Here is a 21,668-nt window from a genome sequence, read left to right as displayed (position 1 = left end):
GCTGCCTGAAAGGCGGGTAGTGATTTTATTATTGGGTGCTTATTGATATGCGCGGAGTTATTCGTGTTGGCGATAAACTGTCTTCGGGGGGCAAGGTACTTGCCGGTGCCCGTGGATTGAAATTCATGCAGCTTGATGTCGCTTGCGTAGGTGATGCTGTTTTTTGTCCAATACCTGGGCACGGCGTGAATGAAATAGCAGAGGGGGATACAGGTTCGAAAGTTAAAGGTCGGCCCATTGCTTTAGACGGTCATTGCTGTTCCTGTGGTTGTGAGTTAATCACGTCGCTTCCTCAAGCAGGTAGGCGGTGAGATGGCAGTTGACCTGAACTCATTACCCGAGAGGCGATTGCTACCCCGGCAACCTCGGCACTGGCGATGGGGTGTGGTCATCTTGCTTTGTTCGCTCGTCGTTGGCGGGTTGATGGTCCTGCTTTGGCGGGCGGACAGTTGGCATACATCATTGTGGTTTTGGATCTGCGCATTATTAGGAGTTTTGATTGCCGGGTTAGTGATCTACGCACTGCGTTTGTTGGCGTACGAGAAACATCGAGATTATATAGAGAGTTGGAATGAGAGTCGCGATGAGTCGGAGCGGTCACTCATTCGGCGCGGCCAGCGTACGGTTGCCGTATTGGCCGTATCCTATTGTTCCGGGGCGGGTAATAATCAACTTGCTCAGGCCCTGCGTTTGGGTAGTAAGCCTCTCCAGCCTATTTATCTGGAAAGGCAAGCCTTGACAATGCGGTTGAGCCAATTAAAACCGTCGGTACAAAATCACTCAAAGTCCGAATACGCTAAGCGTTTACGTGGATTTTTACAACAAGTTGTACGTGGGTTGGAGTCTGATTTAGAGATCGGGGCGCGCAGTCTTGCTGTGGATGTTCGTATCAGGCATAACCAAGTGCTTTGCAATGAAGAGCTTCTGTCTATTTGGTCTACAGTTACCACCAACCCCCGTTTAACGGATAGCGTGGTCTTTGCAATGGACGATGATGGCGTAATGTGGCTGGACACTTGGTTGGATGCGCCGGAACGACATCAGTTGTTAGTGTCCGTCGAAATTAATCTTTTTCTAAACCCCGTTGCCGAACAGGCCGAGACCGTGACAGCTGTGTTGTTGGGCTCTTCGCAGTGGTGTACAACGCAAAAAATTGATTCGATCGCCCTGGTTCATCGCCCTGTCCAACTTGAGTGCGCTGGTCGCTCTATCAAGGATGCAGTTACGGATGCATTTCTTTGGGGGAAACTGCGTGCCGGAGAAGAAACGTACTTCAGTTGGCAGGCGCAGGTGCCTGGCGACGTTTTACGTGAGACAAGTATCGCTGTGAATGCGGCACGTTTCCCTTTTAACGTGGCCAGGTGTCATCGATTGGATGATTCGTTTGGTTTGCCTGGATGTGCAGTAGGTAATGTCGCATTAATCGTTGCTAGTGAGTGTGCCAAGGCGGAGGACGGTCCGCAGGTGGTCCTGCTACACGATGCCTCTGCTCAAATTTTTATTGTCCGGCCTGCATGAGCTCTTGAATTAGGGATTGATCGTGAAAAAGAAGAGAATCAGCGTCTGGATAGTAATCCTGTGTTTGCTCGTTGCGGGTGGGGTATTGATCTGGGTCGATAATCCCGCAGTGCAGGTGAGGAGTGAGACTGCACGCTTGCAATGGTCAGCAGTGTTGTTGATCGGCTGTTTGATATTTCTCTTTCTCGATGGCGTCGGCGAATTGGCTATCCGAATGTTGGGCGCGAGAGATTTTATTGCTCTGATGGGACAAAAGCTCGCAGTCAACTGGACTCGTTCGACCGGCAGTAACGTGGTTTCTAATGCTGAGGATCCATTCGGCATACCCGAGTTGAGGGCGCATTTGAAGGGACGCTACGGCTTCTTCTGGCGGCGCAAAATTCGACTGTTGTTGGTGGTCGGTGAGTCTGAGCAGATCGAGGCGATTGCCCCTGGGTTGAGCGAGCAGCGTTGGCTGGAAGGGCAAAACACCGTGCTGCTGTGGGCCGGCAGCATCCAAGGTGAACCGCAAGACGCGTTGCTTTTGCAGTGGCGCGGCCTATGCCGCAACCGTGCGCTCAATGGGGTGGTCTGGGTGTTGAACAAAGACCAAAGCAATAACGTGAGCGCGATGAACGATAGCGTTCGTCGTTTGCAGAATCTGGCCAAAACCCTACGCTGCCAATTGCTGCTGCATGTGTGGCAGGTCTGCGACAGTATGTGGCCGCAGCACGCGCGCGAAATCGGAGCGGTAGGCTGCATGCTCCCGGTACCATTATCGCCAGTGCGGCTCGCCGACCACTTAGGCATGCTCGCACAACCCTTACGTGAGCAGGGTCTATCGCAGCTTCAAAAAGACCCTGATCATGATTTCTTGCTTCGATTGTCACGCGATGTTGCGACCGAGGGTGTCTCCGCATGGTGCGCTGCATTATCCGCGCTGTTCCGGCGACGCGACGTTTGGTTGCGTGGAGTGTGGTTCAGCTTACCGCTGCGACTCCAGAACAACCTTCGCGCGGATCATCACTGGCCTGAAGACCCAGCATGGTCAGGGATCCTCGACGATCGCTCCGCCCGAGCCCGACGACTGGGCTGGCACCCCGCCAGAGTCGCCTACGTTTCTGCACTGGGCCTGGCCTCCATCTGGGGCATCGGCTTGTTGTTGTCCTTTGCCAGCAACCGTGCCGAAGTCGGTCAGATCGCGGCGGCGTACAGCGCGTTGCAGCAGCCTGTAGCAGGCATCGATACCAAACAGGCACTGGGCGAGCTGGTGCGCGAACTCTCCCGCCTGGACTATCGATCAGAACACGGCGCACCGTGGTATCAGCGCTTTGGCCTGAACCGGTCGCACGAGCTGCGTGAAGCGGTGTGGCCCCTCTATACGCAGGCCAATAACCAACTGCTCCGTGACCCAGCCGTCGCTGAGCTGGAAAAACGGCTCAAGGCGTTGGTCAACTTGCCTCCTGCGAGCCCTCAGCGCGCCAAGCAGGCACAGCAGACGTACAACTACCTCAAAGCCTATCTGATGCTGGCGCGCCCGGAAAAGGCTGATGCCGCGTTCTTGGCCCAGACCCTGGGCGCTGCCGAACCGGCATTGTGGACGTTCTACGGCGAGCATCTGCCTGAGCACCCTGACTGGGCGATCAAGGCCGACCCGAGGTTGATCGCCCAAACACGCCAGGTGTTGCTGCGCGAGCTGGGACAACGAAACGCTGAAAGCAGCCTGTACCAGCAGGTCCTCGACACTGCGGCGAACCACTACCCGGCGTTGGGCTTGCAACAGATGGTCGGCGACACCGATGCAAGCGCCCTGTTCGCCAGTGCAGAACAGGTCCCCGGTGTATTCACTCGCCAAGCCTGGGAAGGGCAGGTCCGTGCAGCCATCGAGGACGCGGCGCAGGCGCGGCGTGAAGAGATCGACTGGGTACTCAGCGACCACCCTAACGACATCGCCAAGGCGCTCAGCCCCGATCAACTCAGGGAGCGGCTGACCACCCGCTACTTCCATGATTACAGCAGTGCCTGGCTGGGCTTCCTCAATAGCCTGCGCTGGCAGCAGGGCCAGAGCCTGAGCGATGTGATTGCACAGTTGACGCTGATGAGTGACGTGCGTCAGTCGCCGCTGATCACCTTGATGAACACGTTGAGTTACCAGGGCCAGGCCGGCGTTCGTGGCCAGGCCCTGGCCGATTCGCTGATCGAATCCGCACAGAAGCTGGTGGGGCAAAAAGCAGCACCGATCATCGATCAACTTCCCCAAACACCCAGCGGCCCGCTCGACAGTACTTTTAGCCCCTTGATGGCGTTGCTGGGCGAGGAGTCTGAAGGGCGATCAGTCGATGGCCGCCTGAGCCTGCAAGCCTTCCTCACCCGGGTCACTGGCGTGCGATTGAAGCTGCAGCAGGTGGTCAATGCGCCCGATCCCGAGGCGATGATTCAGACCTTGGCGCAGACGGTATTCCAGGGCAAAGGTGCGAACCTGACCGATACCCAGGCCTATGGCAACCTGATCGCCGCCAGCCTCGGCGCCGACTGGGGGCCAGCGGCCAACACGCTGTTCGTGCAGCCGCTGGATCAGGCCTGGCAACAGATTCTGCAGCCGTCGTCGGCCGGCCTCAACCGGGCCTGGCAGCGCGCGATCGTCGATGAATGGCAAGGCGCTTTCAGCGGCCGTTATCCCTTCGCCGCCACCAGCAGTGACGCTTCCTTGCCCATGCTGGGGCAGATGATCCGTGCAGATTCCGGGCGGATCGAGCAGTTCCTGGCTCAGCAGCTCACGGGGCTCCTACGCAAGGAAGGTAGCCGCTGGGTGGCCGACGCGCGGCAAAGCCAGGGGCTGCGTTTCAACCCGGACTTTCTCACCGCGATCAATCAGCTGAGCCAGCTGGCCGATGTGCTGTACACCGATGGCGGTATGGGCTTGAGCTTCGAGCTGCAAGGCAAACCTGTGCGTGATGTGGTGCAAACCACCTTCGTACTCAATGGTGAGAAGCACCACTACTTCAACCAGCGAGAAAGCTGGCAACGCTTTCGCTGGCCAGGGCAGGGCGACCATCCGGGTATAAGCCTGACGTGGAGCAGCGTCCACACTGGCGAGCGTCTATTCGCGGACTACCAGGGCACTTGGGGGCTGATTCGTCTGCTGGAGCAGGCCAACGTCATGGCGCTCGACGATGGCGACAGTCGTTTTCGGGTCGTGCTGGATGCGCCAGATGGCCTGGGCCTGACCTGGCACCTGCGCACGGAGTTGGGCGAAGGGCCGCTGGCACTGCTCAAGTTGCGCGGGTTCAGCTTGCCGCGAGAGATCTTTCTGGTAGAGGGCCGTGATACCCCGCGGTACACGCAGAATGGGGGCATCGAATGAGCCTGAAAAGCCTGGTCGAAAGCTGTTTGCCCGCCAGCGAGCCACTCGTCATAGCCCGCAAACACAGCGAATCCTGGGAACCTTGGCTAACGCCCATCAGCGTTGATGTAGCGGTGGGAAAGGACCCGGGCTACGACGACGATTTCCAGCGCATGCGCGAAGAGGTCAACAAACTCTCCGGGGCGGATGTCGATCTTGTGGCGCAACTGGCGCAGAAGCTGCTCCAGCAGTCCTGCAAGGACCTTCGCGTTGCCACTTACTACCTGTGGGCCCGCTTGCACCGGGACGGTGAGGCCGGTTTGGCTGATGGCCTGAGTTTGCTGGCGGCGCTGATGGAACGCTATGCCTGCGACATCCTGCCGGTGCGCCCCAATAGCCGCAAGATGGCCTTGGAGTGGCTTGCCGGCAGCAGGGTCCTGGCAAGCCTGTCGCTGTACCCTCAGGTGGTCAAGGCTGAAAGCGAGCGAACGGTGGCTGCGTTGGTGTGGCTGGAGCACGGCTTCAGCCATTGGCCAGAAGACCAGCGACCGCGGCTGGACGCCTTGTACGGCGCCCTCAACACCCGACTCGCCGTGTCGGGAGGTGTTGATGCAATCGTCCCGCAGACCAGCAGTGATTCACCGCTGAGAAGTAGCGCCCCTGGCCCGAGCGTATCACCCATCAAGTCCGGTCGCGATTTGCTGGACAGTGGCCGGGGCCTGGCCAGCTACCTGCGTGAACAACCCGAAGGGTGGTTGGCAGCGCATCGACTGATGAAGAGCTTGCGTTGGGACACCGTGCATCAGGTGCCGCCGCAAAATGCCCAGGGGATCACCCGCCTGGCGCCGCCTCGCGGCGAGTATCGCGCACAGCTAAAGCGCTTGCACTTGCAGCAAAGCTGGAGCGAGCTGATTGACTTGGTCGAGCAGATGTATGCCGAAGGCGTCAACCACTTCTGGTTGGATCTGCAATGGTACCTCCATCAGGCACTGAGCAAATCGGCTGAGCCTCACAAGAACTGGGCGGATATCGTCAAACACGATATGTCCATGCTGCTGCAACGTCTGCCGGGCGTGGAGCTGCTGTGTTGGAGCGATGGCTCGCCATTCGCTGGTGAAGCCACGCGTGAGTGGATCAACCAGCAGGTCAGCGGAAACCGCCCAGATCAATGGCTGCCCGCAGCGGCCCCCGCACTGTCGGCGGTTGCGTGCGAAATACTCGCACTGGAACCCGAGGCACTGGCGCAAGCGGATGCTGAGGGTGTGGAGCAGGCGCTGGCGTGGCTGGCGAACCGACCCGATGTACAGACCGGGCGGCAGCGTTGGTTGCTGCGGTTGCTGATGGCGCGGGTGGCTGAGCAGTGCGGCAAGGCCGAGCTGGCCATTCATTTGTTCACTGAGCTGGACGCTGCCGCGCAACGCCACACCTTTGCCGACTGGGAGTCTGACCTGTTCTTCGAGGTCAAGGCGCGGTTGCTGAAGCTGCTGCGTTTGAAGGCCCAGCGCAACGACGCTGACCGGCCTGCGTTGGCGCGGCAAATGGAACATCAGCTGGCAGCCCTCGTATCCATTGACCCGGTACGTGCTGCAGTGCTGTGCAGCTAATTCATTTTGATCAGGAATCTGTTTTGACTACGGACAACCCAACCCTGCGTTACTTCGACGCTGAAATGCGCTACCTGCGCGAAGCGGGCAAGGCGTTTGCCCAGGCATTTCCGGACCGTGCGGCGCAGCTCAACCTGGACAAGCCCGGCGCTGAAGACCCCTTTGTCGAGCGCTTGTTCGAAGGCTTTGCATTCCTGATGGGGCGCCTGCGTGAGAAATTGGACGATGACTTGCCCGAGCTGACCGAGGGGCTGGTGAGTCTCCTGTGGCCCCACTACTTGCGCACCATCCCATCACTGGCCATCGTCGAACTGATGCCAGATGTCAGCCAGATGAAAGGCTGCGAGGCGGTTGCAAGAGGTTTTCAGGTGCTGTCACAGCCGGTGGGGCAACATCGTACCCGCTGCCGCTACTCCACCACCCAGGATTTGACCCTACGGCCGCTCAATCTGGAAACCGTGCGACTTGACCATGAGCCAGATGGGCGTGCAGTTCTACGCCTACGTTTCGCGCGTGGAGCACTGGCCAACTGGGATCAACTCGACCTCGCGCATATCCCCTTGTATCTGAACGCCGACGCAGCGCTTGCCAGTGTGCTTCATCAGGCGCTGACATTGAACATGCAGGCGCTGCATGTGCGTTTACCAGGTGCGTCGGAGCGCAAGGCATTCGCGGGGCACTTCAAGCCAAAGGGTTTTGCCGACGATGATCGCCTTTGGCCTAAAGGCGACAGCGCGTTCAGTGGTTATCAGCTGTTGCTGGAGTACTTCACGTTCCGTGAGAAATTCATGTTCGTGACGCTCTGCGGCCTGGATTCGCTCGCGCTACCTGCGGACGCGCCGTGGTTCGAACTTGAAGTCGTGCTCAGTGAGACCTGGTCGCATACATTTACGCCCACGCAGGAGCACATTCGTCTGCACGCGGTTCCCGTGATCAACCTGTTCGCACTGGAGGCGGACCCGCTCACCCTGGACCCATTGCAGAATGAATACTTGCTGCGCCCAATGCGCTTGCAGGACGGTCACACAGAAATCTACTCGGTAGACAAGGTTTCCGGAACGAAGGACAGCGTGCGTCAGGACTACGTGCCTTTCAGCAGCTTTCGCCACAAAGGGGGGATGCTTCGCGATGAGGCCCCCGAACGCTACTTCCATACCCGTTTGAGGCGTGGAGCCAATGGTCTGCATGACACCTGGTTGATCCTTGGTGGGGAGGGCTTCGACAAGGATGTGCTGCTCAATCGCAAAAGCCTGTCGTTGCGCCTGACCGGTACCAATGGTCAGCTGCCGCGCAAAGCCTTGCGCAGCACCTTGCTCGATGCTACGGCGCAGTCCACCCAGGCAGGTTTGCGAGTGCGCAACCTGACCGCGCCGACACTACCGTGCTACCCACCCAATCGCGATCGTTTTCACTGGCGAGTACTCAGCCACCTGGGATCGAATTTCCTGCCGATGCTCAACAGTGCTGAAGTACTGCGTGGCACGTTGGCCTTGTACGAGTGGACGGGCAGCGAAACCAACCGCCGCCGTTTGGAAGCCATTGTTGACGTCAAGCATCACCTGATCCAGCGGTTCGAAAAAGGCTTCTTGCTGCGAGGCGTGGATATCGAGGTGACGGTCGATAGCAACGGTTTTTCAGGGGAGGGCGACATATGCCTGTTCGGTGAAATGCTCAGCCGGTTCTTCGCTCTGTATGCCGACATTCACTTGTGCACGCAACTGACCATGATTCTGCAGCCGACGGGGAGGTGCCTGCGATGGAACGAACATCACAGTCAGCGTATTCCCGGTTGAAGGCGGAGGGCATCCTCCAGGCGCTGGCTGAACAGGTGTCGACGGCTAATGTCTACCGCTTCTGCCAAGTGTTGGAGCAGGTGCTGGCTGAACAACCACCGCTGGGCAGTACTGCACATCCCGGCGATGACCGGGTCAGGTTCCGCCCAGACCCTGGAATGGGATTCCCGGCAGGGGAGTTGAAGGCCATTGAAATCGACGAAGCTTGTCCAGACCGACCGTTGACAGTACGCACCCGGCTGTTGGGTTTGTATGGGGTCGACTCTCCTTTGCCTACGGCCTATCTGGATGATATTGCCCAGCGGCGCGAAGGCCATGAGGCGCTAGAGCACTTTCTCGATATCTTCAACCATCGGCTGTTCACCCAGTTCTACCGGATCTGGCGCAAGTACTCCTACCCGGCAACGTTCGAGCCGGGCGGGCGCGATGCCACTTCACAGTGTCTCTTGGGTTTGATCGGGCTGGGCATTCCCGGTACGGCAGAGCGTATCGCCACACCGATGTCACGTTTTCTGGCACTGCTCAGCGTGATGCGTCTACCCACGCGCAACGCGGAAGGGATTGGTGCGTTGGTGAAGTTGTTGGCGCCGCATACAGATACGCACGTGACTGGGCATTGGCCGCAGAGCGTTGTGTTTGAGCAGCCCGCCAGCCTTGCGCCGGAGCATCCGGTGACGTTGGGCCAGGGCATGCCGTTGGGCGCTGTCGGGCACGACGCGAACAGCCAGCTGCGCCTGCAACTGTGGACCGAAGACCGGGATGAAGCGCGTGAATGGCTTCCTGGGGGCCGGTTGAGCGCCGATTTGCGGGTGTTGCTTGAGGTGTATCTGGGCTGGCGTTGCACAGCGTTGCTACAGCTCTCAATCCCACGCGAGATGGTGCCGGCTCCTGTACTAGGACGTACTCGGTCGATGCTTGGCATGACCGCTGTACTGAGGCGGGCAGAGGGCGTGCTCGCATCGCCCCAAGACGACACGATCACGATCAACCTGGGCCGATATCAAGGTCTGCAGCCGAACCCTTGCAGGAAGGAGGTACAGCATGTGGCGTACCGTTTTTAATTGCTTCACGGCATCAACGCTGATTACCGTTCTGAGTGGGTGTGGCCTTGCACAAAAGGTGGCAGACGGTACGGCGTCTACTGCCCAGGCGATCTTCTACAAGCAAGTCAAAACGCTTCATCTGGATCTCAGCGGCCGGTCAGCGATAAATACCGATGACGCAGAGATGAGCGGATTGTCGGTGCCAGTGCTGGTGCGGGTCTACCAGTTGAAGGACAACAAGGTGTTGGAGAACGCCAGCTATGACGATCTGCTAAGCCAGGGGGAGCGTGTGCTTCGCGATGACCTGCTCGATGAACGCGTGGTGGTGATCAAGCCCGGTGAGGCGGCGCAGCTGAGTACCCCCCTGCAAGGCGACGCGCGGTACGTTGCGGTGATTGCTCTGTTCCGAAGTCCAGACGTTATCGAAAATACGTGGCGCGTTGTCTTGCAGCGGGATGACCTCGAACCGGATCAGGCCAGAGTAATCGAACTGGGCGATAACCGATTGACGCTCCGACAGCGCGTGGAGGGCTGACGCATGCCTGAAGCCAGTCCTTCTCTTTACGAAATCCTGTTGCACAACTTCCGCGGTGAGCTAGCGCTGGACCAGGTGGATGAAGATGACCAGCTGACCCTCTCGGTGCTGGACAACATTCAGCGCATTCTCAACAGCCGTGCAGGTTCACTCTCGCATCTGCCCGACTATGGCTTGCCGGACATGGGCACGGTGTTGCAAGGGCTACCGGCTTCAGCCCATGGTTTGATGAACGACATCGCCCGCACGTTGCGCCGTTATGAGCCACGGCTGGCGCAGGTGAGCGTTCAGCTGATACCTCAGTCTCGCCCTGGCCATCTTGACTATGCCCTTGACGTACTCATCAAGGGCGGCGGCAGGGCGTCCTTTGGGACCACACTCGGCGCCGAAGGCAGGGTTGTGGTGCGTCACCTCAAGCAGGAAGGCTACCTTCCCGTGCAATGGAACTGACAGGGGGCCAGATGACGGCGCTTTTTGAGATGCGTGTACGCCTGGGTGGGGATCCGGGCAACTTCGATGAGTTCAAAATGCTGCACGGTGAGTTGGCAAAGCTCAATCACCCTGCCTGCCCAGACGTGGACTGGGCAAAAGTCGAGGGGCTGTGCTTGCGGCTTTTCGAGCTGAACGGAGTTGAACTGCAGTCCGCGGTGGCTTTTGTGCTTGCGCGTAGCTACCGCACGGGGTTGGCGGGCTTGACTGAAGGCGTGGCGCTGCTCACGACACTGAGCGATGAGTGGTCGCGCTTGTGGCCAGTGCAGGCGTCCGCTCGCGTCGATCTCATTGCATGGCTGTTTACTCAGTTGCATCCATTGGTTCGCAGGGTGGAGTTGGGCACGTCAAGTTCGGCAGTGCTGAGCAATCTGGTTGTCGAGCTGAGCCGTCTGGAGCACCGCTTGGAACGCCTTGGTCATGCGCCATTGGTGTCGCTGCAGGTCTTCCGCAATCAGATAGCCAGCCTTCTGCAACGCGTGTCGGGAAGCCGAGCGGCGCCAATGTCGCTTCCTCTGCAAACCTGGGGGACGGTTGCTGAGCCTTCCATCACGCCTCACATGGCTGCTGTCGTTTCTGCGCCTTCGACTTATACATTCTTTCTCGAGCCTGCAGCGCAGAAGCGTGTCGTATTGCCGTGGTTGCTGACATTGATGATCACAATTGCATTCATGGGGTGGTTAGGCTGGCAAGAGTGGGCAGCCAGGCAAGCCAAAGAACCCCCTACGCCCGATCCAATCCAACTCGACAGCTTGAACCTGTTCGATCCTGGCAGCGCCGAACTCAAACCTGGCTCTACCAAGCTGTTGGTCAATGCACTGGTGGGTATCAAGGCCCAGCCTGGCTGGTTGATCGTCATATCCGGCCATGCGGATGCGCGAGGGGATGCTGCCAAGAATCTCGATCTGTCTCGCGCCCGCGCCTCTGCTGTTCGCGACTGGATGCAGCGTATGGGCGATATCCCGGACAGTTGCTTTGCTGTCCAAGGTGTCGCAGCCAGTCAACCGGTCAGCAGCAACGACACCTTGAATGGTCGCGCAGAAAATCGTCGGGTGGACATTCGCTTGGTTCCTCAGCGAGATGCATGCGGCGAGCTGGAGGCCGTAGCGCGTTCGCTTCGGGGAGACAAGTCAGTGTGACACTCTCTGAGACTGGATCAGCCCCGCATCTGCGGGTCTTCCTCCTTCTTCCCAACCTTGTCTTTCCCGTCCGTTAGCTGTTACAACTCCGTGCCACCCACCGTCTTCTCCCCCCGCGTCTTCACTAACGAAACCACCACCCCACCCAGCAACAACCCGAACGTGACCCCCAACGACAGCAACGCCGGCACCTTGCCGACCATGCCGTGGTAGAAGATCTTGCAGCCAATGAAGATCAGCACCAGCGCCAGCGCATACTTGAGGTAGACGAACCGGTGCATCAGCGCCGACAAGGCAAAGTACAGCGAGCGCAAGCCGAGGATGGCGAAGATGTTGGAGGTGTAGACGATGAACGGGTCCTGGGTGATGGCGAAGATCGCAGGCACGCTGTCGACGGCGAACACCAGGTCGGCCAGCTCGATCAGTAGCAAGGCGAGGAATAGCGGTGTGGCGTAGCGCAGGGCCTTGCTTTCACCGGGCGGCGTCAGGCTCACGAAGAAGTGCGAGCCGTGGATCTGGTCGGTCACACGCATGTGCCGACGGACGAATTTCAAGATCGGGTTGTTGGCCAGGTCCGGGTGGCTGTCCTCCTTCGACAGGGCCATCTTCACCCCGGTGAACAGCAGGAAGGCGCCGAAGACGTACAGCACCCAGGCAAAGTTCTGCACCAGCGCCGCACCCACGCCGATCATGATTGCCCGCAGGAACACCACCCCGAGAATGCCCCAGAACAGCACGCGGTGCTGGTAGCGGCGGGGGATGGCGAAGAAGCCGAAGATCATCGCCATGACGAACACGTTGTCCATCGACAACGACTGCTCGACCAGGAAGCCGGTGTAGAACTCCAGCGCCGACTGCGCGCCCAATTCATGCCAGACCCAAAGCCCGAACAGCACGCCGACGCTGAAATAGCCCGAATACAGCAGCAGGCTCTCGCGCATTTCGATTTCGCGGTCCTGGCGGTGCAGCACGCCAAGGTCGAGCACCAGCAAACCGATGACGATGGCCATGAACACCAGCCACAACCAGGTGCTGGTGCCAAGAAACGGGGTGGTGAGGAATGTCTGTAGAGCCGTCATGAGCCCCTCCTTGATAGTCGACGTTGCCATGTGAAGATCGCAACAGTGATCCGACATCACGGCTTGGCAGCCGTCAGAGGGGCCCGGTATCACATGGGCTTGAGCCTAGACCCGTTTGCCAGTGATGCCGAATGGTGAGCTGTTACATTTCTTTGCCTATCAGTAGACCCAGACTTCCACCCGCCGGTTACGCAAGCGCCCTTGTTCCATGTCATTGCCGGCGATGGGCAACTCATCGCCCATGCCGGTCACCTCCAGCACCTCGACGCCACCCCGTGCCAGTTCGCGGCGCACCGCCTGGGCGCGCAGGCGCGACAGCAGGGCTGCACGGCCGGGCGTTTCCTTGGGGTCGCCGAAGCCCACCAGTACCGCCTTGCTCTGCAGCTTGCCGGCCTGGCGCAGGTATTCGGTGACCCGCTGCACATCGCGCAGGGCCTTGTTGTCGAGGCTGGCGCTGCCTTCCTGGAAGCGGAAGTTGACGCTCAGGCGTTGTGCCTGCTGGGTCAGGCTGCGATAGCGCGGTGGCATGTCGGCCTGCGCCGCTACCGCTTGTGCGGCGACCTGCTGCGAGACGAAGCCCTGTGCGGCGACGATGGCCTGGCCGGCCGGGCTCTGGGCGAAGTCCGCCAGCGCGCGGGCCTCGGGTTTAGCATTGGCCGGCAGGTAGACGTACAAGCGGCGAGACAGCGGGTAATCCTCACTGGCCACGCGCTGGCGCTCCGGCAACAGGGCCGGCGCATCGCCCTCGGCCACCGCCAGCACCTTGGCCCCGTGCACCGCCGCCAGGCTGCTGAAACCGATGGCCTGGCGATCGGCGCCGACCCGCTCGGCCAACTCCTCGCTGGACTCGAAACGCTGGGCCTGGCTGGCCAGTTCGCCATGTTGTGGCTCAAGCACCAGTGCCTTGAAGGTTTCGTAGGTCCCGGAGCGGTCGTCGCGTGCATACAGGTGAATGGCTCCGCCGGCCACGCCCAATTGCTCCCAGCGCTGGATCTGCCCGGAGAAGATCTGCGCCAGTTGCCGTGTTGTCAGCTGCGGCAGCGGGTTGTCGGGGTGGACGATGACAGCCACGCCGTCCAGGCCGATGACCTGCTCGGCGCTGGCCGAGCGCAGGTCGCCCAGGGCCTTGAGTTGGCGCACTTCGGTATCGCTGATCGGGCGCGAAGCTGCGGCCAGGTCGGCTTTGCCCTGGCCCAATGCGGCAAAGCCGGTGCTGGAGCCATGCGCGGCGACGTCGATGCGCAGCGCCCGGCCCTGGGCGTCGCGCGCGGTGATCACGGTCTCGTTTGGCACCGCGCCCGGTGACTGCTGGATGTCAGTTGCCTTCTGCGCCCATAGCTGCCCCTTCACCAGCGCAGGCAACAGCGCCGCGCCAATGGTATTGGACCCTTGGACACGCAGGTGGCCCGCTTCGGCCAGGGCCGTCAGCGGGAGCAGGGGAAGCAGCAGGAGCAGCAGGCGGAACATGCCGGGCGACCTTGTGGCATAGCGTTGCCCGGCAGATTACGACGGAGGGGTGACCGAAATGTGACAGTCAGGCGGCGTTCAATGCATCGACGATGGCTTGGCCCACCGCCTGGGTCGAACGGCTGCCGCCCATGTCAGGTGTGGTTGCGCCGCTGGCGATGACCGCTTCGATGGCCTGCAGGATGTCATCGTGCGCTGTCTGATAGTGGGCTTCACCGGTTTCTTTGCCGAGGAACTCCAGCATCAGCGCGCCCGACCAGATCATGCCGATCGGGTTGGCGATGTTCTTGCCAAAGATGTCCGGCGCCGAGCCGTGCACGGGTTCGAACAAGGATGGAAACTTGCGCTCGGGGTTGAGGTTGGCCGACGGCGCGATGCCGATGGTGCCGGTGCAGGCTGGCCCGAGGTCGGAGAGGATGTCGCCGAACAGGTTGGACGCCACCACCACGTCGAAGCGCTCCGGCTGTAGCACGAAGCGTGCGCAGAGGATGTCGATGTGCTGCTTGTCCCAGGTGATTTCCGGGTAGTGTGCGGCCACGGCGGCGGTGCGCTCGTCCCAGTAGGGCATGCTCACGGCCATGCCGTTGGACTTGGTGGCCGAGGTCACATGCTGGCGCGGGCGATTGTGGGCCAACTCGAAGGCGTATTCGAGAATGCGATCGACGCCACGGCGGGTGAACACCGATTCCTGCAGGACGAATTCGTTGGCGGTACCTTCGAACATGCGCCCACCCAGTGACGAGTATTCGCCCTCGGTGTTTTCCCGCACTACGACGAAGTCGATGTCGCCAGGCTGCTTGCCGGCCAGCGGGCAGGGTACGCCGGGGAACAGGCGCACCGGGCGGATGTTCACGTACTGGTCGAAGTCGCGGCGGAACTTGAGCAGCGAGCCCCACAGGGAAATATGGTCAGGCACCTTGTCGGGCCAGCCGACGGCACCGAAGTACAAGGCATCGAAGCCCTTGAGCTGGTCGAACCAATCGTCCGGCATCATCTTGCCGTGGGCCAGGTAGTAGTCGCAGCTGGCCCACTCGAAGAACTCGAACTGCAGGGCCAGGCCATGCTTGCGGGCGGCGGCTTCGAGCACGCGGATACCTTCCGGGAGCACTTCGTTGCCGATGCCGTCACCGGGGATGGCGGCGATCTTGAAAGTCTTGGTCTTGGTCATGGCCACACCTTGTGTCTGGGGAACTGATGTCGGCCATGCTATAAGGGTTCACTTCATTGATAATTAGCTAGGTCATGCATTCTTGGTGTACGAATCGTGAATAATCTGCCAAACCTCGACGACCTCGATATCTTCATGCAGGTGGCCCGCCGAGCGAGCTTCGCGGCGGTGGCCGAAGCCCGCGGCATGTCGGCAGCATTCGTCAGCAAGCGTATCCGCCAACTGGAAGCGGACCTTGGCGTGCGCCTGCTGCACCGGACCACCCGGCGGGTGACGGTGAGCGAGGAGGGTGAGCGGGTCTACCAATGGGCACAGCAGATCTTCGAGGCGCTGCAGCGCATGGGTGACGACCTGGATGCTGGCCAGCGTGAGCCGGCCGGGCAATTGCGCATCGCCAGCAGCCTGGGGCTGGGCCGGCGGATGGTGGCGCCAGCGTTGTCGGAGCTGGCGGCGCGCTACCCACGGCTGGACATTCGTCTGGACGTGCATGACCGCTTGGTGGACCTGGCGGCCGAGGGCGTCGATCTGGATATCCGCGTGGGCGACCAGATTGCCCCGAACCTGATCGCCAAGCGCTTGGCGCGCAACTGGCGAGTGCTGTGTGCGGCGCCGGAGTATCTGGCCCGGCGCGGTACGCCGAAGAACCTGACAGACCTGGCCAGCCACGATTGCCTGGTGATCAAGGAACGCGACCATCCGTTTGGGCTCTGGCACCTTGAGGGGCCCGCTGGCGAGGAAAGTGTGCGGGTCACCGGCGCGTTGTCGAGCAACCACGGAGAGGTGGTGCACCAGTGGTGCCTGGACGGGCGCGGAATCGTGCTGCGGTCATGCTGGGATGTGCATGACAGCCTGGCCGATGGCCGGCTGGTGCAAGTGCTGGAAGGGTATCGGCAGAGTGCCGATATCTGGGCGGTGTATACCGCACCGCTGGCCGGGTCGGCCAAGGTGCGGGTGGCGGTGGAGTTCTTTCGCCAGTTTTTCACCGACAGGTTTCAAATGCCGGGTTGACTGTGCCGGCCTCTTCGCGGGCGAGCCCGCGAAGAGGCCGGTACAGCCACTCACTTGCTGGGATCAATGCGCCCCGGCCGACTTGCTCAGGTCACTCTCCGCCCACTGGGTATAGATGCAGGCATCCGCCACCGCCCAGCGCACTTTCACGCTATCGCCCGGCTGCATCGGCATCCCCGCGGCCGACAGCGCTTTCACCGTCAGTTCGGTGCCGCCTGCGGTTACCACATGGCAGGTCTGGCTTTCACCTAGGAACAGCACTTCACCGACCTTGGCAGAGACCTCGTTCCAGCCCGCTGGCAATGGGTCGCGCGCGGCCTGCTCGGCTGTCAGGGCCAGGGCTTTCTCCGGGCGCACCATGATCAATGCATCCTGGTCGGCAGTAAGACCCGGGGTCAGGCGAACGGCCACTGGCTGGCCTTCGAAGCTGCCCGCACCATTGCTGTTGGCCTTGATCCGCAAGAAGTTGGAGTTGCCCAGGAACGACGCGACAAAGGCATTTGGTGGGTTCTGATAAAGGTCGTAACCGGTACCCAGGCCAACGATCTTGCCATGGCTGAAAATGGCGATGCGCTGGGACAGGCGCATGGCTTCTTCCTGGTCATGGGTCACGTAGACGATGGTGATGCCCAGCCGGCGGTGCAGCTGGCGCAGTTCGTCCTGCAGGTCTTCACGCAGTTTTTTGTCCAGGGCACCGAGCGGTTCGTCCATCAGCAGGATGCGGGGCTCGTACACCAACGCCCGGGCAATCGCCACGCGCTGCTGCTGGCCACCGGACATCTGCGACGGCTTGCGGTGGGCGAACTTCTCCAGCTGTACCAGCTTGAGCATGGCATCGACGCGCTTGGTGGTTTCGCTGGCGCTGAGTTTGCGAATGGCCAGGGGGAAGGCGATGTTGTCACGCACGTTCAGGTGCGGGAATAGCGAGTAACGCTGGAACACCATGCCGATGTCGCGCTTGTGCGGCGGCACGTTGACCAGCGACTGGCCTTCGACCAGGATCTCGCCGCTGCTCGGCGTTTCGAAGCCGGCCAGCATCGACAGCGTGGTGGACTTGCCCGAGCCGCTGGAGCCGAGGAAGGTCAGGAACTCACCGTCCTGGATCTCCAGGTCAAGGTTGTCGACGGCGGTAAAGTCGCCGTAGTGCTTGTTCAGGCCACGCAGGCTGACCAGGGTCTTGCCGTGGGCGTTGTCTTTGATGACTGCACTCATTGTTGTTTTCTCCGCACGCTCAGGCGTTGACTTCGGTGCGCCGGCGCAAGGCGGCGGCAATGAACATGACAAGCAGCGACAGGCCGATCAGCAGGGTCGAGGCCACGGCGATCACCGGGCTTAGGTCCTGGCGCAGGGTGGTCCACATCTTCACCGGCAGGGTCTGAAGGTCGGGGCTTGCCATCATCACGCTCAGCACCACTTCATCCCACGACACCAGGAAGGCGAACAGGCCACCGGCGATCATGCCCGGGCGAATCGCCGGGAAAGTCACCTTGAAGATCGCCTGCAGGCGCGAGGCGCCGCAGATCACCGCGGCGTCCTCGATCGACTGGTCGAACAGCTTCAGCGAGTTGATGATCGAGATGATGGTGAAGGGCAGGGCGACGATCACATGGCTGACCACGAAGGCGAACAGCGTGCCGGTGTAGCCGAGCTTGAGGAACAGCGCGTACACCGCCACGGCGATGATCACCAGCGGCACGATCATCGGCATGGTGAACAGGCCGTAGAGCATTTCGCGCCCTGGGAAGCGGCCGCGCACCAGGGCGAAGGCGGTGGGCAGGCCCAGCAGCACGGCAGCGATGGTGGTCAGCACGGCGACCTTGAGGCTGGCCAGGGCGGCGTCCATCCACTCCGGGTTGGAGAAGAACTGGCCATACCACTTGAAGGTCCAGCCCGGTGGCGGGAACACCAGCCACTGGGACGAGCCGAACGACAGCAGCACGATGAACACCACCGGCAGCAGCAGAAAGGCCGCGATGACCCCGGTGGTCAGGTACAGGCCCGTACGCAGCGGGCGGCCCATGGCATTGGGAGACAGGAGCATGGCGGTTTACCTCGCGTTGCCAACCGGGGATTCCGGCTGCAGCTTCAGGTACAGGTAGAAGAGCACCAGGGTGATGACCACCAGCAGTGCGGCGGCGGCGCTGGCCAGGCCCCAGTTGAGGAACGACTGCACCTGCTGGATGATGAATTCGGGCAGCATCATGTTTTGCGCACCGCCGAGCAGGGCCGGGGTAACGTAGTAACCGAGCGACATCACGAACACCATCAGCGCCCCGGAAAACAGCCCCGAGCGGCACAGTGGCAGGAACACCTTCCAGAAGTTGGTCCACGGGCTTGCGCCGCAGATCGAGCCGGCCTGCAGCACCATCGGGTCGATGGCGTGCATGGTCGCCTGCAGCGGCAGCACGATGAACGGGATCATGATGTAGCTCATGCCGATCACCACGCCGGTGAGGTTGTGCACCATCTCCAGCGGGGTGTCGATGATACCCATAGCCATCAACGCCTTGTTGATCACCCCCGAGCTCTGCAGCAGCACCAGCCACGAGTAGGTGCGCGCCAGCAGGCTGGTCCACATCGACAGCAGCACGATGTTCAGCAGCCAGCGGCCCCAGCCGTTGGGCACCAGCGTGATCGCCCAGGCCAGCGGGAAGCCCAGCAGCACGCTGATCAGGGTGACCACGCCGGCCACCGAGAAGGTGTTGAACAGCACCCGTGCATAGGCCGAGTTGGCGAACAGCTGCTCGTAGTTGCCTAGCCCTGGCGTTGGCTCCAGCACCCCGCGCAGCAACAGGCCGACCAGCGGGGCGAAGAAGAACAGGCCGAGGAACAGCAGGGCCGGCAGCAGGTTACGGCTGCCTTTCCAGCGTTGGCTCAGGCCGACGCGGCGGGGCGCCGTTCCCGGGGCGCCGGTGCCCGTGGGGGCACCTTGCGCGTTATGCAGGGCGTTGATGGCGACTTTCATTTGACCAACCACTCATTCCAGCGGGCTGCGATGGCCTGGCCGTTTTTCGCCCAGTAGGCGAAGTCCAGGGAGACCTGGTCCTGGGCGTAGGCGGTCGGCAGGTTCGGCGCCAGTTTGCTGTCCAGCTTGGCCACGCTGTCGACGTTCACCGGGGCGTAGGCGGTCTTGTTGGCGAACTCGGCCTGGCCTTCGGCGCTGCTGGCATTGGCCAGGAACTTCATGGCCGCGTCCTTGTTCTTCGAGCCTTTCGGGATGACCAGGAAGTCGGCCATGACCAGGTTCTGCTTCCAGCTCACGCCCACCGGTGCACCGTCTTGCTGCAAGGCATACACGCGGCCGTTCCAGAACTGGCCGAGCGAGGCTTCACCGGAGGCCAGCAGCTGCTGCGACTGGGCGCCCCCACCCCACCAGACGATGTCTTTCTTGATGGTGTCGAGCTTCTTGAAGGCGCGGTCCAGGTCCAGCGGGTAGAGGTCTTTGGGGGCTACGCCGTCGGCCAGCAGGGCCAGTTCCAGCACGCCGGGGCTCGGCCATTTGTACAGTGCGCGTTTGCCGGGGTAGGTCTTGGTGTCGAACAGCGCGGTCCAGTCGACCGGCTTGTTGGCACCGAGCTTGCCTTCGTTGTAGCCGAGCACGAAGGAGAAGAAGAACGAGCCGACGCCGTGATCGGAGACGAAACGTGGGTCGATCTTGTCGCGCTTGATCTGGGTGAAATCGAGGGGTTCGAGCAGGCCTTCGCTGGCGGCTCGCAGGGCGAAGTCGGCTTCAACGTCAACCACGTCCCACTGCACGTTACCGCTCTCGACCATGGCTTTGAGCTTGCCGTAGTCGGTCGGGCCGTCCTGGACGACTTTGATGTCGGTGCTTTTGGTGAAGGGTATGGCCCATGCTTCTTTCTGGGCGTCCTGGGTGGTACCACCCCAGCTGACGAAGTTCAGGCTGTCAGCGGCCTGGGCGGCCTGACATGCCAGGGTCAGCAGGCTGGCGGACAGCACTGCGGTTACACGTTTGCTCAACAGCATGGTTACGCCCTCGTTGCTTTTGTTATTCGAGGCGGGGCTTCTGGTGCGCCCGCCAACAGTATTCGGGGAGCAGCTAAAACAAAGTGTCTTGTGGCCGTTTGGAATTGTAGGTGCCGGCCTGCAGATTCAAGGTCTACGGGATATCATATTATGGTATTCCAAAGTTTTGGCAAGAGGTATGCGGCTACCGGCCATCACTCCGTCCTTGTAGGAGCGGCCTTGTGTCGCGAAAGGGCCGCGAAGCGGCCCCACAATTTCAGCGTCGATACATGAATGACTGGGGCCGCTCCGCGGCCCTTTCGCGACACAAGGCCGCTCCTACAGGGCCGTGTCAGCCAACCATTCCAGGCTCGAAGGGAATGCTCTGCACCACTTCCAGCTCATACCCGGCCAGCCCGGCATATTTCAGCGGCGGGCCCAGGTGACGCAGCTTGCCCACGCCCAGATCCTGCAGAATCTGCGCCCCGGTACCGACTTCCGAATACACCTTCGACTGCCCACGCTGATAAGGCCGCACCGGCTGGGTCAGCTGCGGCACGCGTTCGAGCAACGCCTGGGAAGATTCGTGGTTGGCCAGGATCACCACCACCCCGCAACCTTCCTCGGCCACCTTCTGCAGCGCCGCCCACAGCGTCCAGTTGGCGGGGCCGGCGTATTCAGCGCCAACCAGGTCGCGCAGCGGGTCGATCACGTGCACCCGCACCAGGGTCGGCTGCTCGCGACGGATATCGCCCATGACCATGGCCATGTGCACGCCGCCTTCGATGCGGTCCTCGTAGGTCACCAGGCGGAAGGTACCGTGCACGGTCGGCAGTTCACGTTCGCCGATGCGCTTGATGGTCTGCTCGGTGCTCAGGCGGTAGTGGATCAGGTCGGCGATGGTGCCGATCTTGATGCCGTGCTGCGCGGCAAACACTTCCAGGTCGGGGCGGCGGGCCATCGTGCCGTCATCGTTGAGCACCTCGACGATCACCGAGGCCGGGCTGAAACCGGCCAGGCGGGCCAGGTCGCAACCGGCTTCAGTGTGCCCGGCGCGGGTCAGCACGCCGCCTTCGCGGGCGCGCAGGGGGAAAATGTGGCCGGGTTGCACCAGGTCTTCGGGGCGAGCATTGGGCGCCATCGCGGCGGCCACGGTACGTGCCCGGTCGGCGGCGGAGATACCGGTGGTGACGCCGGTGGCGGCTTCGATCGATACGGTGAAGGCGGTGCTGAACACGCTGCCGTTGGCCGGTACCATCTGCTCCAGGCCCAAGCGCTGGCAGTGATCGTCGGTCAAGGTCAGGCAGATCAGGCCGCGCGCTTGGCGGGCCATGAAGTTGATGGCCTGGGCGTCACAACGCTCGGCGGCGATCAGCAGGTCGCCTTCGTTTTCCCGGTCCTCGTCGTCCACCAGCAGGACCATCTTGCCTTGCCGGTAGTCCTCGAGGAGTTCCTCGATGGTGTTGAAAGCCATGTTGCACGCTCACTGTGGTGGGGTGATTTTTATGGTATACCATCATACACAAATATCGTTGTA

18 protein-coding genes are annotated in these 21,668 nt (G+C 61.2%); 10 read left to right on the top strand and 8 right to left on the bottom strand.

Annotated features, from left to right (window positions below; translation table 11 throughout):
* Nucleotides 1-47 precede the first annotated feature (47 nt).
* The 9 genes from APH28_RS28135 to APH28_RS15930 all read left to right on the top strand — a co-directional run bounded on the left by APH28_RS28135 (nt 48) and on the right by APH28_RS15930 (nt 11,443).
* Nucleotides 48-311: a PAAR domain-containing protein gene (locus APH28_RS28135; RefSeq protein WP_082432310.1), complete on the top strand. Its 264-nt coding sequence runs from the start codon at nt 48-50 to the stop codon at nt 309-311.
* Nucleotides 312-423: 112 nt separating this feature from the next.
* Complete coding sequence (locus APH28_RS28650; protein WP_156340895.1) at nt 424-1,518, top strand: hypothetical protein; 1,095 nt, start codon at nt 424-426, stop codon at nt 1,516-1,518.
* 22 nt (nt 1,519-1,540) lie between these two features.
* Nucleotides 1,541-4,861 (top strand): ImcF-related family protein, encoded by a 3,321-nt coding sequence (locus tag APH28_RS15960; RefSeq protein ID WP_060511083.1) that lies wholly within the window; start codon nt 1,541-1,543, stop codon nt 4,859-4,861.
* Nucleotides 4,858-6,444 carry a type VI secretion system protein TssA gene (gene tssA, locus APH28_RS15955; protein ID WP_060510910.1) on the top strand — a complete coding sequence of 529 codons (1,587 nt, stop codon included), beginning with the start codon at nt 4,858-4,860 and terminating at the stop codon, nt 6,442-6,444. The genes APH28_RS15960 and tssA overlap by 4 nt, the downstream gene beginning before the upstream one ends.
* A 23-nt stretch (nt 6,445-6,467) precedes the next feature.
* Nucleotides 6,468-8,237, top strand: coding sequence for a type VI secretion system baseplate subunit TssF (tssF, locus tag APH28_RS15950; protein ID WP_082432309.1), 1,770 nt, complete (start codon nt 6,468-6,470; stop codon nt 8,235-8,237).
* Nucleotides 8,201-9,298 (top strand): type VI secretion system baseplate subunit TssG, encoded by a 1,098-nt coding sequence (gene tssG, locus APH28_RS15945; RefSeq protein ID WP_060510908.1) that lies wholly within the window; start codon nt 8,201-8,203, stop codon nt 9,296-9,298. Before tssF ends, tssG begins: the two co-directional genes overlap by 37 nt.
* Nucleotides 9,279-9,815, top strand: coding sequence for a type VI secretion system lipoprotein TssJ (tssJ, locus tag APH28_RS15940; RefSeq protein WP_060510907.1), 537 nt, complete (start codon nt 9,279-9,281; stop codon nt 9,813-9,815). Before tssG ends, tssJ begins: the two co-directional genes overlap by 20 nt.
* A gap of 3 nt (nt 9,816-9,818) precedes the next feature.
* Nucleotides 9,819-10,265, top strand: a complete 447-nt coding sequence (gene tssE / locus APH28_RS15935) for a type VI secretion system baseplate subunit TssE (protein ID WP_060510905.1) — start codon at nt 9,819-9,821, stop codon at nt 10,263-10,265.
* Nucleotides 10,266-10,276: 11 nt separating this feature from the next.
* Entirely contained in the window at nt 10,277-11,443 is a 1,167-nt protein-coding gene (locus APH28_RS15930) for an OmpA family protein (RefSeq protein ID WP_060511079.1), read from the top strand.
* Nucleotides 11,444-11,523: 80 nt separating this feature from the next.
* Here APH28_RS15930 and APH28_RS15925 read toward each other — a convergent pair whose 3' ends face one another.
* The 3 genes from APH28_RS15925 to APH28_RS15915 form a co-directional block, all read right to left on the bottom strand.
* Nucleotides 11,524-12,522, bottom strand: a complete 999-nt coding sequence (locus APH28_RS15925; protein ID WP_060510903.1) for a TerC family protein — start codon at nt 12,520-12,522, stop codon at nt 11,524-11,526.
* Between the two features lie 159 nt (nt 12,523-12,681).
* Nucleotides 12,682-13,989 carry a substrate-binding domain-containing protein gene (locus tag APH28_RS15920; protein WP_060510901.1) on the bottom strand — a complete coding sequence of 436 codons (1,308 nt, stop codon included), beginning with the start codon at nt 13,987-13,989 and terminating at the stop codon, nt 12,682-12,684.
* A gap of 67 nt (nt 13,990-14,056) precedes the next feature.
* A complete protein-coding gene (locus APH28_RS15915) occupies nt 14,057-15,157 on the bottom strand; it encodes a tartrate dehydrogenase (RefSeq protein WP_060510899.1) in 1,101 nt (366 codons plus the stop codon).
* Nucleotides 15,158-15,253: 96 nt separating this feature from the next.
* Here APH28_RS15915 and APH28_RS15910 point away from each other — a divergent pair, with 96 nt between their 5' ends.
* Nucleotides 15,254-16,165 carry a LysR substrate-binding domain-containing protein gene (locus tag APH28_RS15910; protein ID WP_082432308.1) on the top strand — a complete coding sequence of 304 codons (912 nt, stop codon included), beginning with the start codon at nt 15,254-15,256 and terminating at the stop codon, nt 16,163-16,165.
* 63 nt (nt 16,166-16,228) lie between these two features.
* On the opposite strand, the gene APH28_RS15905 is transcribed toward APH28_RS15910, so the two are convergent.
* From APH28_RS15905 to ribBA, 5 genes are all read right to left on the bottom strand, one after another.
* Nucleotides 16,229-17,377 (bottom strand): ABC transporter ATP-binding protein, encoded by a 1,149-nt coding sequence (locus APH28_RS15905; protein WP_060510896.1) that lies wholly within the window; start codon nt 17,375-17,377, stop codon nt 16,229-16,231.
* A gap of 19 nt (nt 17,378-17,396) precedes the next feature.
* A complete protein-coding gene (locus tag APH28_RS15900; protein ID WP_027919924.1) occupies nt 17,397-18,206 on the bottom strand; it encodes an ABC transporter permease in 810 nt (269 codons plus the stop codon).
* Nucleotides 18,207-18,212: 6 nt separating this feature from the next.
* Nucleotides 18,213-19,130: an ABC transporter permease gene (locus tag APH28_RS15895; protein WP_060510895.1), complete on the bottom strand. Its 918-nt coding sequence runs from the start codon at nt 19,128-19,130 to the stop codon at nt 18,213-18,215.
* Complete coding sequence (locus tag APH28_RS15890) at nt 19,127-20,152, bottom strand: polyamine ABC transporter substrate-binding protein (RefSeq protein ID WP_060510893.1); 1,026 nt, start codon at nt 20,150-20,152, stop codon at nt 19,127-19,129. Before APH28_RS15890 ends, APH28_RS15895 begins: the two co-directional genes overlap by 4 nt.
* 331 nt (nt 20,153-20,483) lie before the next feature.
* Complete coding sequence (gene ribBA / locus APH28_RS15885) at nt 20,484-21,605, bottom strand: bifunctional 3,4-dihydroxy-2-butanone-4-phosphate synthase/GTP cyclohydrolase II (RefSeq protein ID WP_060510891.1); 1,122 nt, start codon at nt 21,603-21,605, stop codon at nt 20,484-20,486.
* Nucleotides 21,606-21,668 lie beyond the last annotated feature (63 nt).

It is taken from the genome of Pseudomonas sp. NBRC 111124 (genome assembly GCF_001320245.1).
Taxonomy (GTDB): domain Bacteria; phylum Pseudomonadota; class Gammaproteobacteria; order Pseudomonadales; family Pseudomonadaceae; genus Aquipseudomonas.
The sequence above is the reverse complement of the archived record's forward strand: the minus strand, read 5'-3'. Positions and strand labels throughout refer to the sequence as shown.

Bases quoted from the DNA above. Each gene is read 5' to 3' on its own strand.
- APH28_RS28135 (WP_082432310.1), top strand. From the start codon at position 48: ATGCGCGGAGTTATTCGTGTTGGCGATAAACTGTCTTCGGGGGGCAAG.
- APH28_RS28650 (WP_156340895.1), top strand. From the start codon at position 424: ATGGTCCTGCTTTGGCGGGCGGACAGTTGGCATACATCATTGTGGTTT.
- tssA (WP_060510910.1), top strand. From the start codon at position 4,858: ATGAGCCTGAAAAGCCTGGTCGAAAGCTGTTTGCCCGCCAGCGAGCCA.
- tssG (WP_060510908.1), top strand. From the start codon at position 8,201: ATGGAACGAACATCACAGTCAGCGTATTCCCGGTTGAAGGCGGAGGGC.
- tssJ (WP_060510907.1), top strand. From the start codon at position 9,279: ATGTGGCGTACCGTTTTTAATTGCTTCACGGCATCAACGCTGATTACC.
- tssE (WP_060510905.1), top strand. From the start codon at position 9,819: ATGCCTGAAGCCAGTCCTTCTCTTTACGAAATCCTGTTGCACAACTTC.
- APH28_RS15930 (WP_060511079.1), top strand. From the start codon at position 10,277: ATGACGGCGCTTTTTGAGATGCGTGTACGCCTGGGTGGGGATCCGGGC.
- APH28_RS15925 (WP_060510903.1), bottom strand. From the start codon at position 12,522: ATGACGGCTCTACAGACATTCCTCACCACCCCGTTTCTTGGCACCAGC.
- APH28_RS15920 (WP_060510901.1), bottom strand. From the start codon at position 13,989: ATGTTCCGCCTGCTGCTCCTGCTGCTTCCCCTGCTCCCGCTGACGGCC.
- APH28_RS15915 (WP_060510899.1), bottom strand. From the start codon at position 15,157: ATGACCAAGACCAAGACTTTCAAGATCGCCGCCATCCCCGGTGACGGC.
- APH28_RS15905 (WP_060510896.1), bottom strand. From the start codon at position 17,377: ATGAGTGCAGTCATCAAAGACAACGCCCACGGCAAGACCCTGGTCAGC.
- APH28_RS15900 (WP_027919924.1), bottom strand. From the start codon at position 18,206: ATGCTCCTGTCTCCCAATGCCATGGGCCGCCCGCTGCGTACGGGCCTG.
- APH28_RS15895 (WP_060510895.1), bottom strand. From the start codon at position 19,130: ATGAAAGTCGCCATCAACGCCCTGCATAACGCGCAAGGTGCCCCCACG.
- APH28_RS15890 (WP_060510893.1), bottom strand. From the start codon at position 20,152: ATGCTGTTGAGCAAACGTGTAACCGCAGTGCTGTCCGCCAGCCTGCTG.
- ribBA (WP_060510891.1), bottom strand. From the start codon at position 21,605: ATGGCTTTCAACACCATCGAGGAACTCCTCGAGGACTACCGGCAAGGC.